This window comes from Caballeronia sp. dw_19 (assembly GCF_018449515.1).
GTDB lineage: Bacteria > Pseudomonadota > Gammaproteobacteria > Burkholderiales > Burkholderiaceae > Caballeronia.
The window spans coordinates 31507-47354 of sequence record NZ_JAAVUQ010000051.1; the positions used below are offsets into that span (position 1 = coordinate 31507).

The window sequence follows — 15848 nt, forward strand, 5'->3', positions numbered from 1 at the left end:
CCTCAGTCGTGTAATTCCGAAAAGACGTGATCGACGCCGTGGCGCCAGTCCGGCAGATGGAGCCCGAACGCGCTGGTCAATTTGCTGCAATCGAGCCGTGAATTGGCCGGGCGCCTGGCAGGCAGCGGATATTCGTTCGTCGTAATCGGCTGGATGTCGTCCGCCTTCAGCTTCAGCGGGAGGCCATGGCGCTCTGCGGCCGCGACCACGTGGCGCGCATAGTCGAACCACGTGGTTTCGCCACCGGCGGCCAGGTGATAAGTGCCGTAGTCGAAGGTATCCGATTGCTGACCCTGGCGCGCCACCAGATGCGCGGTCACGTCCGCGATCAGCGCGGCCGACGTCGGTACGCCGACCTGGTCCGCGACGATCTTTAGCTGCTCGCGCTCGCGGGCGAGCCGCAGGATCGTTTTTAGGAAATTCCCGCCGTGAGCACCGACCACCCAGCTCGTGCGCAGGATCAGGTTCCGGCAGCCGGAGTTGCGCACGGCCTGTTCGCCTTCCCACTTCGTCAGCCCGTAGACGGACTGTGGATCCGTTGGATCGGACTCGCGATAGGCATCATTGCCCTCACCCGCGAACACGTAGTCTGTCGAATAGTGGATCAGCGAGGCGCCGTGGGTGGCCGCCCAACCGGCCATCACGCCCGGCGCTGCGCCGTTGACCGCGCGTGCGATGCCTGGTTCGCTCTCCGCCTTGTCGACGGCTGTGTACGCGGCCGGATTGACAATCACGTCGGGTTTGACACGATCCAGTGCGGCCAGGATGCTCGCACGGTTGCCAAGATCCATGTGGTGTCGTGTCAGCGCCGTGACCTCGCCGAGCGGCGCGAGCGAACGGCATAACTCGAAACCGACCTGGCCATTGGCTCCGGTAACTAGGATTCGCCGCATCGTCATGCCCCGTAATGCTTCTCGACCCACAAACGATATTGACCGCTCGTCACGTTCGCGACCCACTCCTGGTTCTCGAGATACCACGCTACAGTCTTGCGGATCCCCGTCTCGAAGGTTTCGGCAGGCTTCCACCCCAGCTCGCGCTCGAGCTTGCGCGCGTCGATCGCGTAGCGCCGATCGTGACCGGGGCGGTCCTGGACGAAGCTGATTTGAGTCGCATACGACTGGCCGTCGGCGCGCGGCTTGAGTTCATCGAGGATCGCACAGATGGTGCGGACGACATCGAGGTTGGCCTTCTCGTTCCAGCCACCCACGTTGTAGGTCTCACCTAGCGCGCCCGACTTCAGCACCACGCGGATCGCCGAGCAGTGATCCTTCACGTAGAGCCAGTCGCGGACCTGCTGGCCGTCGCCGTATATCGGCAGCGGCTTGCCGGCCAGCGCGTTCAGGATGACAAGCGGGATCAGCTTTTCCGGGAAGTGGTAGGGACCGTAGTTGTTCGAACAGTTCGTGGTGACCACGGGCAGGCCGTACGTGTGATGCCACGCGCGCACCAGATGGTCGGACGCCGCCTTGCTCGCCGAGTACGGGCTGTTCGGCTCGTACGTATTTGATTCGGCGAACGGTGGATCGTCCGCTTCGAGCGTACCGAAAACTTCATCGGTGGAAACGTGCAGGAAGCGAAAGGCCGTGCGCTCGTCGTCCGGCAACTTGCTCCAATAGCCGCGCACGGCCTCGAGCAGATTGAACGTGCCGACAACGTTAGTCTGAATGAAATCGCCCGGACCCACGATCGAGCGGTCCACGTGGGATTCCGCGGCGAAATTGACCACGGCGCTCGGGCGGTACTGTTCGAGCAGCGACGACATGCGTTCGCGATCGCCGATATCCGCACGGGCAAAGACATGACGGTTGTCGCCGTCCAGCGACTTCAAGGTATCGAGATTGCCGGCGTATGTCAGCTTGTCGACGTTCAATACGGGTTGGTCGCTATGCGCGAGCCAGTCGAGCACAAAATTGGCGCCGATGAAACCGGCGCCACCAGTAACGAGCAACATACATTCCCCTGTCGAAGATGCCCATCAGGCAATCAAATCATGTCGATCCGAAATCGGACCCACATTTTTTCCTGCCTGCAATTTTTTATATCGACATCGCCGCGATGGTCCGCGGCACCGCGCCTGATGCGAGTATCCAGCTTCAATCCGGTGCCCTCGGGTCCGGCCGGATCATGAATGTCACCGGCACACACCCGACGCAAACGTCAGATTCCGATTAACGCGTGAGCTGAACAGCGGTCACGGCAGGATAAGCAACCGACAACACCAGATTTAGCACCTTCTGAATATCGGCGATCGGCGCATTCGACACATAAAGCAGATCCTTGTCGTCCATCATGAAATTACGCGCGCTGAAGAACGAATTAGGATCGCGAAGATCGAGTCGGTAAATGACGGGTACCTTGCCGTCGACTGTCACGCGGGCCGGCTGAACGGGCCAGTTGAGCGCATTCGCATTTTCCATGCGGAACACGAACACACCCTTCGCGTCAGAACGGGAGTCATCAAGGCCGCCAGCACGCGCGAGCGCCTGCGCTAGCGAGATGCCCTGCGCCTCGAAATTGATCTCCTGATTCTTGCCGGCCGCGCCCAGCGCGAGGAAGCTGTAAGGTTGAAAAAGCGCAGTGACAACATCGCCCGCGCGCAACGGGACGTTTTGCTTTGGATTGCGAATAACCGTTTCGAGCGGCAGCGATACGAGCTTGTCACCGCGCGTCACCTGCAGCGTGATCTTGTCTATCGGCTGACGGACGCCGCCCGCGTTCGCCAGCGCGTCCAGCAGCCGTTCGCCGCGCGCCGACAATTGCATGCGGTTATTGTTCACCACGTCGCCGACCACGGTCACGTACGAGGTCTCATTGCGCGACAGCTTGACCAGCACCTGCGGATCGTGCGCAATATTCTTCAAACGACTCGTGATGTCGCTGGCCAACTCCGTCGGAGTTCGTTCGGTCGCTTTTACGTTGCCGACGAAAGGCACATTGATGAAGCCGCTGCCGTTGATGGTTTGGTCGGGCAGGACCGTTAACCGGGCGTTGCTTGGCCCGCTGCGGCTATCGCCCGATGCTCCGAACAGCATCGCGGGCGGCGCTTCCCAGATCGATACCTCGATAGTGTCGCCGACGCCGAGTTGCTGCTGGAAGTCGGGCACGTTGCCAAGCGAGGTCGAGAAATCCGCGCTGCCGCGTTCGGCAAAGAGCTTGCGCGCCACCTCGTCAGTAATGTCGACAACCTGGATACCGGTCGCTTTCGCAGCGACCGAGGAGGAGTCCGCTGCGGCATTGACCTGCGCCGTGCTCGGACCCGACCTCGGAATAGCAGAGCAACTGGCAAGTACACTGATCAACAGCACAGGCGTAATAGTACGGATCAGCGAATGCGACATGTGGTGCATATTCAGAAATAGAGTGGCGCGAATTGTCGCACAATGCGACATCCTAAAGGTCAACTTGAAAAAAATTGTCGCGTCGATTTTCAAAAACTCAAGGCGGTACAGCAGACCAGATCGCATCCAAAAATGAAATCGCGGGCATCATCTCACCTATCGTTGTGACGAACAACGAGCAACGAGCAACGCTTCCTGGCCGCCGAGCGGATGCGCAAACTGATACCGAGGCTTCGCCTATCTCGCTGGAGTCAGTCGGCCGTAAAACGGCGTCCGCTATTGCAGGTGCGGTGTTGCTCGCGCTGCGCAGTTCGCCCGATTTACTGCCGGTACCGCTGTCCGATCATGTGATCCAGAACCAGGCGGGCGAACCGGAATCGCGCGGCCACGCTGGATTTTCGCCTGAACTCCTGCTACGCCCAAATACGCCCGCTGGCGCGCCGCATTTTCGAGTTCCGCTATTTCATTCTTATTGAGCACTTTTGGCGGCGCTCATTTGGTGCCCGCAAAGCCAGGCAATTCAGAGATCCGGTTCGACTCCCAACGATCTCTTCCGTAAAGTAATTCGGCTGCGATCTACCGAAAGATAAATCTGAGAGAATGCGCGGTCGTCAACAATTGCCGGCGGGCCAGATAGCATGTGTGCATAACACTTACGCCTCCCGCACTAACGTAGCAAAACTTACTTCACTTCAGTGTCAAAAATCTTAATTGACGTAACGCGTTTGCTAACCCGGCTTTACGACGGGCTCCTGCCTACCGGAGTAGACCGGGTGGGACTCGCTTACGTACAGCGATACGGCGGCCAAGCCCGCGCCGTCCTCAGCGAGCGAGGAGTGTCCAGCGTATTAACTGAGCGCGACTCACTTAAAGCGTTCGAGTGGTTGACATCGTCAATTTGCAATCGAAACTCGATTCGTAGATTAGTGATAAGCGCATGCACCAGTAGCTTGCGCAAAACAGCGTTCGAGCGGGGGATCCTATTGCACACCAGTCACAACGGAATGGAATTCCAGCGATATTACCGTGCAATGGAGCGGCGCAATGTTCGTTCAGTATTCATGGTGCACGACCTAATTCCGCTGACTCACGCTGAATATTGTCGTCCGGCTGTCGACCAGGCTCATCGGCAACGCATCCGCACCGCGCTGGAACATGCCGATGGGCTGATCGTTAATTCCCGATTCACACTCGACTCCCTTATCGCTGAAGCGCAACAAGCGCATCTACGGATGCCGCCGGCGGTCATCGCACACCTGGCGTCCGGCCTGCCCGTCCGCGCGCACGGAAAACGCCCTATCGATACACCGTACTTTGTCTTCCTGAGCACTATCGAGCCACGCAAAAATCATTGGCTTATCTTGCATGTCTGGCGCCGTATTGTTGAAGAGTATGGCAACGCTGCCCCTAAGCTCGTCATAATCGGCCGGCGCGGCTGGGAATGCGAAAACGTGATTGACATGCTGGAACGATGTGTGGCCCTAAAAGGCGTGGTGATCGAAGAAGCGAGTTGCTCAGACGAGCGTCTGAGCACTTATCTGCAGTACGCCCAGGCGCTGCTGTTCCCGTCGTTCGTCGAAGGCTACGGCATGCCGCTCGTCGAAGCGCTCGAATTGCAGGTACCGGTTCTTGCAAGCGATATCGACGTTTTCCACGAGATAGCCGGCGACATCCCGGAGTACATCGACCCGCTTGACGGCTTGGGATGGATTGCGCAAATCAAGGAATACATGCAACCGGAAAGCCGGGCACGCGCGGCACAGCTCGACCGCGCGAAACACTTTCGGCCGCCGACGTGGACTACGCACTTTGAGCGAGTCGATGACTTCATCGGCTCACTGCAAACGTGACGATGCGCGCTGCATCACTTGCGGGCATCACACGCGGATTTCGCCTCGTTGCGTGGCTAACCGGACGCTCTGATTACCTGTGGACGGATCACTGGAGCGGACGCGCCGCGCTGCGCATTGCCCGCGCAACGGGTCGGAAGGCTATCGCGGCGGCGCCCGGCCCCCTTCTATCTTCCGTGCCGCTCGGCGTGCCAATGTTGTCGTGGTGGCTATTGCCCGAAGGTGATCTGATCGACGCCCTGAATGCGCAGCTGTCCGAGGTTACGGAACTTCCGCCATACATTGCAGCATTAATGAAGCGGGTAATGGCGCCGCGTCCGGAGGTCCGGCGGGCGCAGCAACGCGTACTGTTAATCGACCAGCGCGAAAAGTCGCACGGTATGCAAGGCGTCGCGATACACCACACGCCGCACGATTTCTCGCGCATGATTGAGGCCGCACGCGCCGCTTATCCCGAGGCGGAATTCTGGCTAGCCCGATCATCCGATAACGGCTCGGGCCGCTGGCTTTCGTCGACCGTCCCGGCATTTCCCCCCGATATTCACGTCGCCAATACGGCCCACGCGGCACTTCACGAGGTCGATCGGGCTTATACCATCGGCGCATCGGAAGGAATGCTGGCGCTACTTGCAAATGTACCGTTACATGTGTACGGCGCGCCCTATTACGCGGGCTGGGGGCTCACACACGACGCAACGCCACTCATCCAACGTGATGCCCGCCCTACATTGTCCGCTTTGTTCAATGTGGTGTTCATACAATGGGCACGCTATCTTGATCCCATCACCCACACGCCGGGTACATTAGCCGAGGTCGTCGATACCATCGACCTGCAGCGCGAAGTCCGCGAGCGTTTCGCCGATCTCAGGGACGTCGCAGGCATCCGCTTTCAGTGGTGGAAGCGGCCATTCGCCACGCCGTTTCTGACGGCGGGCGGAGGCACGCTTCGATGGTCGAATGAGCCGGCCGCAATGGCGAACGACGAATGCGGCGCACTCTGGGGCGCGCGTAGTGCGGACGAACTGCCGCCGAACGTAACGCGCGTGCGCATAGAAGACGGGTTTTTTCATTCATGCGGCCTAGGATCCGACATGATTGCACCTCGCAGCCAGGTGATCGACCGGCGCGGGCTGTACTTCGACGCACGCCAACCGAGCGACTTGTCCGTGCTGCTCAACGAAACCAGATTTAACGAAGCGGAACTAGCACGCGCCGCAGCCTTGCGAAAGCGGATCATCGAGTTCGGCGTAACCAAGTACAACCTTGGCCGACACGCCCCGGAATGGACGGCGCCCGGTGGCAAGCAGATCGTTTTGGTTCCAGGGCAGGTGGCAGACGATGCGTCCATCCGGCTCGGCACGAGCACGATCAGCACCGCGGATACGTTGCTGCGCGAAGTGCGTGCGCGTCGTCCGAACGCATTCATCGTGTACAAGCCACATCCGGACGTGCTATCGGGAAATCGCTCGGGCCTCATTGACGCGCAACAGCTTGCCGACGTTGTCGATACGACTGCCGACTTGCTCTCCCTGATAGATATTTCCGACGAAGTGCATACCCTTTCATCGCTCGCGGGTTTCGACGCGCTCATGCGCGAAAAGGCGGTATTCACCTACGGGCTGCCGTTCTATGCCGGCTGGGGACTGACGCACGACGCGCTTGCACCGTTGCCATGGCGCGAGCGCACTCTTTCATTGGATATGCTCACCGCGGGCGCCCTGCTTCGATACCCAATCTATTGGGACTGGCGCTTGCGCATCTACACCACGCCGGAGGCTGTCGTGCATCAACTTGCGCCCGGAGCCGCAAGACCTCTACGCCCTGTTCGCGGCAACCGCCTGAGGCCATTCTTAAAATCCGCGCGATGGCTGCGCAACGCCCTCTACCATACGCTGTGGCAATACAGGCAAAAATGCTTGCCGCGAAAATGAAACACAATCGACTAACCATAAGGCCTCCGGGGAAAGCTTGAATGAGCATTCATGCAATCATCTTGCGCGGCAGCAGCGACAGGCGCCTGCGGCCGATGTCGCGCAGCGGCTGTATCTGAAGCTTAGCGGCGATAAGACGCTGCTTCAGATAAGCGCTGCACGCGCGATATTGCCGATGTCACTGCGCCTATCGTGGTGACGAACAACAAGCAACGTTTCCTGGTAACCGAGCAGTTGCGCGTAGCGGGTACGGCGTTTCGTCTATCGTGCTGGAGCCTGTCGGTCCCAAGACGGTGCCCGATATTGCGGTTGCAGCCGCTTGCGTTGCGCAGTTCGACCTATACGCTGCTGGATCAAGAGGCTCACGTACAGTTCCTGGATGGACTTGCCTTGCGATCCTGGCGGCTACACAACCATCTGAGCCGGTGACGCGGGTCGTCGGAAGGTAAGGTGGCGGCCGATGTCCTTAGAGATGGGTGATGTGGCATGAAGAGATGTTTCAGCATGGGCCTGTGGTGGCTGGCCGTCGTCCTGATGGTGCGAGCCGTGCAGGCGGCTCCGACGGACTCGCTCGCGCCCGCGACGTTCGAACGGCAGGCCAGCGCAGCGTCGGACCCTTCGACCGTTATCCGGGGTGCCCCCGACCGCGCGCCGGACGGGGGCATTACCGCGGGCGGCGTGCTGGCTACGTCGGACAGCCGCCGCGCAGCCAGCGGTCAGGCGCTCTATCGCGGCATCTGTGCCGGCTGCGTATCCTTCGACGCGCATCAGACGACGCTCACCATTCCGCCAGGCACCACCGTCACCGGCGTGAACGGATACGGCAGCTATCTCAACAATCGGAATCCGTCGACGGGGCATGGAACGTCCGGAAACGGAGTCAATTACTTCAGCGTCCAGATCTGCGGAGTACAGGAAGCTGCGTGCTGGGCCAACAACAACATCCTGATCGACAACGCGCGCTGGGAAATATCGGACGTGAAAGGTGTGCAACTGAATGCCGCCGAATACGATTTCGACGTCACGTCGCCGGATACGAACGTGCAGGGGCCGACCCTGACCGGCAGTTCGCTGGTGCAGCCAAAGGCAGCGGTCGGCTTTACCGTGGGATCGCTGTCGACACAGGATCGCGCGCTCGCGAAGTGGACCTACGCGTTCGTGACTCAGGACGGCGTGGCCGCCAACGCGTTTCATATCGGGGCGCTCGACACCGGCGGCGTCGACGTGCCGAGCCAGCCGATCACGTTCAACTATTTCGACGCGCGCGGCAAGGTGCAGGCCTGGATCCAGCAGGTGCTTGCGAACGGCGACTTCTCGATTCGCGACGGCGCCGATGCTCACGCGATCGAACTGAATGCGGTAACGCGCATCGGGCGGCGTTCTGGCTCGGCGCAGCTGGAAATCGACAGCGCGGCCGGCCAGCCCGGCGTCCTGCAATGGGACGAAGCCGGCGCGGGTAAGTGGCAAATCGGGAAGCTGAATTCGAACTGCTTTTTCGCGTACGACATCGTCGCGCGCGCATACGTATGGCAGATGTGCAGCGGCGGAACCTTCACGTTCGACGTGCCGGTCGCGCATAGCGCGCAAACGATCGACAAGTCGTATTCGTACAGCGTGCCGGCAGCGGGCGATGTCATAACGATCGCGCGCGGCTCCGAGACTGCGATCGTCAACCCACGTGCGGCGCTGGCCTCGTTGACGATCGTACTGCCCGGATGCGACGGCGGATACGATGGCTCGATCGTGCGGTTCTCGTCGACGCGGCCGGTCCGTGCGCTGACCGTCCGTGCGGCGTCGGGTGCACTGGCCACGCGACCCGCGTCGCTGTTGCCCGGGGCAGGACATGGTTTCTTGTGCCGCGGGGCCGATACCAGCTGGTACATGCTCTATTGACCAAATTTGACCAAATGCGCCCGGCTCCGGGTCCGCTGCCAAGACGATGCACCCGCGGGCAGGTCGTTGCCGAGTCGGGCGTTGAGGCAGTACTGAAGCGGCCTTACCCTGATTCATTTGCGAATAGGGCACATTTGATGCGTTAAACTATCGGTAAAGAATTTTAGGGCGAAACCGCTCGCGCCGTCACGATCGGGACACTGTCGCCGAACATTGCAAGACGGATGTCATGCTTGCCGCAAAATGGCGCGAGTCAATCGGCATTTCGCCGTTGTCCTGACGCTCTCGGCCGCCATCGCTACAATTCATTTTGGTTTCGTTCGGGGATCTCATGAGCAGTATTTTGCACAATTTTTTAACGCGAGTAGAAAGCGACCGTGATCGAGAGCTCTTTACTATCATCAATAATAATTCCCCCGTATCCCTGACGCATCGCCAATTGCTGGACGGCGGGAGCCGCTACGCATCGATTCTGAAAAATCGGGGCGCCAATCCCGGCGATGTCGTACTGATCTCTCTGAAACTCGAACCAGATTTCATTTTCGCCTTTCTGGGCTCGCTGCTCGCCGGATGTGTGCCGTCGATGATGCCATTTCCGTCGGCCAAGCAGGATCCCGCATTGTTCTGGTCCAGTCACGACGATCTGTTCCGTCATATCGGCGGCGGTTTTTTCATCACATTCGACGAAAATGTCGAGCAGGTCCAGGCCAATATCACACCCGATTTGTTGACCATCCTGACGCCAGCCGACGCGGCGCACGCGTCCGGCCATGCCGGCGCGTACGAATGGACCGATCGCGAAATCTGCTGCCTGCAGCACAGTTCGGGTACGACCGGGCTGAAGAAGGGCGTCACGCTGACGTCGCGCGCGATCGTCGATCAACTCGACAGCTATGCTGCATCCCTCGGACTCGAGGATGACGACACGATCGTGTCGTGGCTGCCGCTCTATCACGACATGGGCTTCGTCGCGACATTGCTGATGCCACTCGTGCGCGGAAATCATTCCGTGATCATGAGCCCATTCGAATGGCTCATGGATCCGGTTGAGCTGTTTCGCCTGATCGAGCGCTACGACGGCAAGTTCGTCTGGTTGCCCAATTTCGCGTTCAATCACCTGGCGCGCAGCATGCGCGGCACTGACAACGTCGATCTATCCGGTGTGAAGGCATTTATCAATTGCTCGGAGCCGTGCAAAGTCGAGACGTTCGACACATTCCTCGCGACGTTCGAGCGCTTCGGTGTCCGACGGGAACAGTTGCAGGTATCGTACGCGATGGCGGAGACGGTATTCGCGGTCACACAGACGAGGATTGGCGCCCCGGTCCGCAGCGTCGCGGTATCGCAGCGAGCGTTGCGCGAGGAGCAGCGGATTTCGCTCGAGGGCACCGATCTGATCCGCCTGCTGAGCACGGGCCATCCAATCGACGGCATGGAAGTCAGGATCGTCGGCGGGGAAGTCGGGGAAATCGCATTGAAGGGCGATTTCGTGTTCGGCGGCTATTACAAGACTGACAGCGCACAAGCGTTTCAGGACGGCTATTACCTGACAGGTGACCTCGGTTTCCTGGTCGAAGGCGAGCTGTATGTGCTCGGTCGCACCAAGGACATGATCATCGTCCTCGGCAAGAACTTCTTCGCGAACGAGATCGAGGCTATCCTGAATACCGTCGCGGGCATCAAGCCCGGCCGAGCCGTGGCGCTCGGGATCTACAATCCAGAGATCGGCAGCGAAGACCCCATCATCGTCGCGGAACTGGACGGCTCGGCGGAGGTGAAGTCGATCCGATCCGAAATGAAACGGAAACTGGAAAGCACGATCGGTCTCGTGCCGAAGAAGATCGCGTTCGTCGAACCTGGCTGGTTGGTGAAGTCCACGAGTGGAAAAATCAGCCGCTCGGAAAACATTTCAAAATATATTAGGGAGTTTGCAAGTGAGTAGTGCCCTTATCGAAAGCCGTGTTATTCAGATCGTTGCACGCACGTTCGACGTCGATCCGTCGGAAATCACGATGGACACCGTCGCCACGGATGTCGACGGCTGGGATTCGCTCGCACATGCGACGCTCGTGATTCGTCTGGAAAAGAATTTCAACACGACGCTCGACCCCCGAAGGGCCAGTGCGGCGCAAAACCTGGGGGATCTTGTATCCCTGGTTGAGGCAAGTGTTGAATGACAGAACTCACAAGGTCCCAGGCCCTAGAAAAGACCATTATGCGAGGGCAGAACGACTTCCTGTTCTTTACGGATCATGAGGTAATTGAGCAGCTATCCGGTGCATATGCGCTCAGTAACGAGGAACTCGGGGTCTGGACGGGCGCGCTGAACAACCGGTACGTATGGTGCAAGGAGCGCGGCATCGAGGTGCGATATCTTTTCGTGCCGGAAAAGCACGTGGTCTATTCGGACTACCTGCCCGACGTCGGCATTTCAGAGAACCGGCCCGTCATTCAAATCCTGAACGGCCTGCCGGAGCCAGTTCGGCAGGCCTGCCTGTACCCAATCGAGCAGCTCAAGGAAGCGCGCCAAACGCGCGATCTGTTCTACAAAACGGATACCCACTGGAATCATTGGGGCAGCTTTCTCACCTACAACCTGCTGATGGACTCACTGCCGGCCCGTTTCAACCTGCGCAAGGTAACGCTGGACGATCTCAAGGTCACGCAACGCAAGACCATTGGCGACCTGGGTGTGCGTCTCGAACCCGAGGAAGAGGAGCGTTCAGAGGTCTTGTCGCACGCGACGGAACTGCCCTTCAAGCGGATCTACGACAACAGTGTGTTTAGCCGCGGCAATACGTCGGTATTCCTTTCGCCGCGTGTGGATGCGCCGCGTGTCGTGGTGTTCCGGGATTCGTTCTTCAACGACATCCTGCCGCACATGATCCCGGTGTTCTCGCGGACCGTGGCTGTGAGTTCCCTCGACATGCACTATGACTTGATCGAGGCGGAAAAGCCCGATCTCGTCGTGTTCGAAGTCATCGAGCGATTCGTTGGAAACAAGGACAATTCCGGCAATCGCGTATTGCCGCGGGACGGTGCGGTGGCATTTGCCGATTTCACCGGCGTCGCGCTGGACGCGCTCCATCCGCAGAAGAACTGGCAGACCTATGAGGAATCGGCCGCCAAGCAATGAGGACGGCTTGCCCGTCATTTGTCTGTCTGCGGAGCCCGCGTCGCTCGGCGTCGCGATGAGCCGAATCGATCCGTGCGCGGCGCCCGCTGCGTGCGGACGCCATGCGTGTATCGTCATGTTCTTGGCAGGTAATGGGGATGCGGCGACAATCTCGGATATGAAACGAGCGTCATGGGCTATGGCATTACAAGCAAAAACGCCCATCGCGGAAATCGAGCAAAATTGCGTAGCCATAAAACCCGGCCGATCTCGACCGGAATGACATCGGTTCATGGAAAGCACTGGCGGGGATCGCTCAAAGCGATGCCAAAGGGAACGCGCTGCTCGGCGACGTTCTGGTCGAGAACGTAACCAACTCGTACATTCGCGCGGAACATCGCATGGTGGCGGCTATCGGACTCGACAACACGTGATCATGGAAACCGCGGATGCGGTGCGGGTGACGCATCGCGACAGCACGCAGGATGTGAAGAAGATCGTCGGACGGTTGAAGGCGTCGGGACATAAGGAGTCGGTCACGCATCGGCGAGTGGTACGGCCGTGTGGCCGTCCGGGACTAAACCTTTGTACATGAAAGGGTTCATCAACTCAGTATCCTGCCACGCCCGGACTCGTTAAGGGCGCAGCAACGATTCACCAGTATTTCGTCTTCCCTCTGCTTCACGATCAGCGTAAGTTCAGATCCTTCTGTTCTCTCCCGCCCGGCCCCGCTTTCTTGCGCGACCCATGTGTCGCGGTCATCCGCTTCGACTTCCCGACCTCTCAGTTTGACCCGCGCATGACAGATGACCGCGATTGCCCATTTCTACGCATCATCCAATCACGTTATCTGTTCACAGATTCGTCAGCGATGCTGAAGAACAGCCTATAGCGAGTCGATGTGCTAGCGCCATTGCACAAAGGGTTTGCCCGAATCGTACGAAAAGGCGTGCGACTCCCCACATACCGCCCCTTTTAAGGGGAATACGTTGAGGTTGCGCGTCGGGAGACGCCGGGACCAACACTAACAATGCTTGTCGCCCAGATGGCTCGTGCATCAAGCATGACACCAGAGAGACAACAATGATCACCAAGACAATGATTTTGGCGGCTTGTAGTGCAGTCTGGATTGGCGGGGTACACGCACAGGAGATCTACTTACAGGGCGGCACGCAAGGCGCGGGCATCGGCGGTGCAATCGGGCTTGGCTCGAACTTCGGGCTTCACGCGGATTTCAACGCCATCAACCTTTCGCACAACTTCACAGTAGGTGGAAATCGTTACGACGACGATATCCACGTGCGCCAGGGTGGTCTCTATCTGGACTTCTTCCCCTGGTCCAGCCTCGGGTTTCGCATGACGGGCGGTGTCCTCTTCACCGACGACAAACTCTCAGGCGTCTCCACGCCGTCAAACGGCACATATGTGTTTGGCGGCAAGCATTACCCCGCCTTGCCGGGAGACACCGCGACGGCAACGGCTGAATATCCCACGGTCATGCCTTATTTCGGCATTGGCTTCGGGCATCAGCCTTTGGCCAAAGGTTTTGGCTTCATAGCGGACTTGGGCGTAGCGTACGGCGTGCCGCGCACAAGCTATACGTTGTCTCCGTCGCTGGCCCAGCATGCCGGCCCAGCATTTGCCCAGCAGATCGCCAGTACAGGCGCGCAGGAACTCAGCGATAAAGCGCGGCGGTATCGCTGGTATCCGATAATTCAGATTGGCGTGTCTTATCGGTTCTGACACGCCAATCTCACTCCCTCAGCGAAAAGGCCCATTGTTTGCTGTGCGTTCTCGGTATTCGGTATTCGATCGCCGGAATCTAAAGCGAGCGCCAAGTGTAGGGTGATCGGAATCAACGAATTGACATTCCGTCTCATTTGCGGGGGCATTTGATAATTCGATTCGATCTGTCGACTCGAAGAAAACGTGCGGGCGCCCTGAACGTTTATTGCTGATCCGTCCGCACGGCATAGTCGTCTTCTCGATTGCCCCGCTATCCCGCCACATCCACGTAAAATCACGGCACTCCCTCCGCCGGCTCCTTTCATGCCCGACACAATCCGCTCGAACGTTACCCCCACGCCCTCGCCCCAATCGCTCACCGTCATGCTATGGCTGGTCGCCACGGGCTTTTTCATGCAGACCCTCGACTCGACCATCGTCAACACGGCGCTGCCGGCCATGGCGAAAAGCCTCGGCGAAGCGCCCCTTCGCATGCAGGGCGTGGTCATTGCGTATTCCCTGACCATGGCGACGGTCATTCCGTTCTCCGGGTGGCTGGCCGACAAGCTGGGCACGCGCCACGTGTTTTTCAGCGCGATCCTGATCTTCACTATCGGCTCATTGCTTTGCGCGGATGCCCACTCGCTCATGCAACTCGTGATTTATCGCGTGGTGCAGGGTGTGGGGGGCGCCATGCTGCTACCGGTCGGACGCCTCTCGTTGCTGCGCGTGGTGCCGGCCGAACGTTATCTCAGCGCCATGTCGTTCGTGGCCATTCCGGGGTTGATCGGGCCGCTTATTGGACCGACGCTCGGTGGCTGGATCGTGCAGATTGCCTCGTGGCACTGGATCTTCCTGATCAACGTTCCGGTCGGCGTGATCGGTTGTATTGCCACGCGGCTCTTCATGACCGATAGCCGCAACCCGGCCACCGCGCCCTTCGATCTCGCGGGTTATCTGCTGCTCGCGGTCGGCATGGTTGCCCTGACCATCTCACTCGATGGCCTCGCCGATCTCGGCCTCCAGCACGCTGTCGTGCTGGTGCTGCTCGTGCTGAGCTTCGGGTGTTTCGTGGCCTACGGGTTGCACGCCGTGCGCGTGCCGCAGCCCATCTTTTCGCTCGATCTGTTCAAGATCCATACGTTCAGCGTCGGCTTGCTCGGCAACCTGTTCGCGCGGATCGGCAGCGGCGCGATGCCGTATCTGCTGCCGCTGCTGTTGCAGATCAGTCTCGGTTATTCGCCGTTTGAAGCCGGTCTCATGATGCTGCCCGTGGCCGCTGCGGGGATGCTGTCAAAGCGCATCGTGACGAGCCTGATCATGAAGCGCGGGTATCGGAGCGTATTGGTGGTCAACACGGTGCTTGTCGGGCTCACGATGGCCAGTTTCTCGCTCACCAGCGCCGATCAGCCTCTCTGGTTGCGGCTCGTGCAACTGGCGTTCTTCGGCGGCGTCAACTCCATTCAGTTCACCGCGATGAACACGCTCACGCTGAAGGACCTCGGCACTGGCGGTGCCAGCAGCGGCAACAGTTTGTTCTCGCTCGTGCAGATGTTGTCGATGAGTCTCGGCGTCACGATCGCCGGCGCGGTGCTTGCAACTTTCACCGGCATTCTGCCGCGCGTCACCGCGACGAATTCGTTGCCCGCCTTTCACGCGACGTTCCTCTGTGTCGGCATTATTACGGCTGCGTCAGCGTGGATTTTTGCGCAGCTTGGGCCAGAGATTCGCGCTGTGAAGAACAAGAAAACGGATCCGTCGGAAGCGCATTGAACGGTGGTTTTTGCTCGCGCCGGTGGACGGGTTGGGGGGTTTTGGGGTTGGTGGTCGGGGTGTTAGGTTCCGGGGTTGGCGGTCGGGGTCAGTGCCGGGTTGGTGCTTTCGGCGTTAGCGGTCGGGGTTAATGCTGGGTTGCTGCTTTCAGTGTTAGCGGCCTGCGAGAGTCGGATTTTCTCTTTATCACTATTAGCCACTGTGCGTGGCGGCACGTCAT

11 protein-coding genes and 2 pseudogenes are annotated in these 15848 nt (G+C 59.4%); 10 read left to right on the forward strand and 3 right to left on the reverse strand.

The features are described 5' to 3' along the window. Window positions 1–2: 2 nt before the first annotated feature. The 3 genes from rfbD to HB376_RS36725 all read right to left on the reverse strand — a co-directional run bounded on the left by rfbD (window position 3) and on the right by HB376_RS36725 (window position 3341). Window positions 3–899 (reverse strand): dTDP-4-dehydrorhamnose reductase, encoded by an 897-nt coding sequence (gene rfbD / locus HB376_RS36715; RefSeq protein WP_213768595.1) that lies wholly within the window; start codon window positions 897–899, stop codon window positions 3–5. Continuing rightward, window positions 896–1954, reverse strand: a complete 1059-nt coding sequence (gene rfbB / locus HB376_RS36720; RefSeq protein WP_213768596.1) for a dTDP-glucose 4,6-dehydratase — start codon at window positions 1952–1954, stop codon at window positions 896–898. The genes rfbD and rfbB overlap by 4 nt, the downstream gene beginning before the upstream one ends. A 217-nt stretch (window positions 1955–2171) precedes the next feature. Then, window positions 2172–3341, reverse strand: a complete 1170-nt coding sequence (locus HB376_RS36725; protein WP_213768597.1) for a polysaccharide biosynthesis/export family protein — start codon at window positions 3339–3341, stop codon at window positions 2172–2174. Window positions 3342–4036: 695 nt separating this feature from the next. Between HB376_RS36725 and HB376_RS36730 the strand changes: the two genes are divergently transcribed. From HB376_RS36730 to mdtD, 10 genes and pseudogenes are all read left to right on the forward strand, one after another. Next, window positions 4037–5191 carry a glycosyltransferase gene (locus HB376_RS36730; protein WP_213768598.1) on the forward strand — a complete coding sequence of 385 codons (1155 nt, stop codon included), beginning with the start codon at window positions 4037–4039 and terminating at the stop codon, window positions 5189–5191. A 2-nt stretch (window positions 5192–5193) separates the two neighbouring features. Next, window positions 5194–7122, forward strand: coding sequence for a capsular biosynthesis protein (locus HB376_RS36735; RefSeq protein ID WP_213768599.1), 1929 nt, complete (start codon window positions 5194–5196; stop codon window positions 7120–7122). Window positions 7123–7163: 41 nt separating this feature from the next. After that, window positions 7164–7451: pseudogene (locus HB376_RS41495) on the forward strand (sugar phosphate nucleotidyltransferase); the annotation flags it as partial. Window positions 7452–7608: 157 nt separating this feature from the next. Beyond that, entirely contained in the window at window positions 7609–9015 is a 1407-nt protein-coding gene (locus tag HB376_RS36740; protein ID WP_213768600.1) for a hypothetical protein, read from the forward strand. Between the two features lie 331 nt (window positions 9016–9346). Then, window positions 9347–10957 carry an AMP-binding protein gene (locus HB376_RS36745; protein ID WP_213768601.1) on the forward strand — a complete coding sequence of 537 codons (1611 nt, stop codon included), beginning with the start codon at window positions 9347–9349 and terminating at the stop codon, window positions 10955–10957. After that, window positions 10950–11192: an acyl carrier protein gene (locus HB376_RS36750; RefSeq protein WP_213768602.1), complete on the forward strand. Its 243-nt coding sequence runs from the start codon at window positions 10950–10952 to the stop codon at window positions 11190–11192. Before HB376_RS36745 ends, HB376_RS36750 begins: the two co-directional genes overlap by 8 nt. Beyond that, window positions 11189–12151: a hypothetical protein gene (locus HB376_RS36755; RefSeq protein WP_213768603.1), complete on the forward strand. Its 963-nt coding sequence runs from the start codon at window positions 11189–11191 to the stop codon at window positions 12149–12151. Before HB376_RS36750 ends, HB376_RS36755 begins: the two co-directional genes overlap by 4 nt. A 242-nt stretch (window positions 12152–12393) precedes the next feature. Further along, a pseudogene (locus tag HB376_RS36760) lies at window positions 12394–12698 on the forward strand (mannose-1-phosphate guanylyltransferase/mannose-6-phosphate isomerase); the annotation flags it as partial. 515 nt (window positions 12699–13213) lie between these two features. Then, window positions 13214–13873, forward strand: coding sequence for a hypothetical protein (locus HB376_RS36765; protein WP_213768604.1), 660 nt, complete (start codon window positions 13214–13216; stop codon window positions 13871–13873). 306 nt (window positions 13874–14179) lie between these two features. Then, on the forward strand, window positions 14180–15628 hold the full coding sequence (gene mdtD, locus HB376_RS36770; RefSeq protein WP_213768605.1) for a multidrug transporter subunit MdtD: 1449 nt from the start codon (window positions 14180–14182) through the stop codon (window positions 15626–15628). Window positions 15629–15848 lie beyond the last annotated feature (220 nt).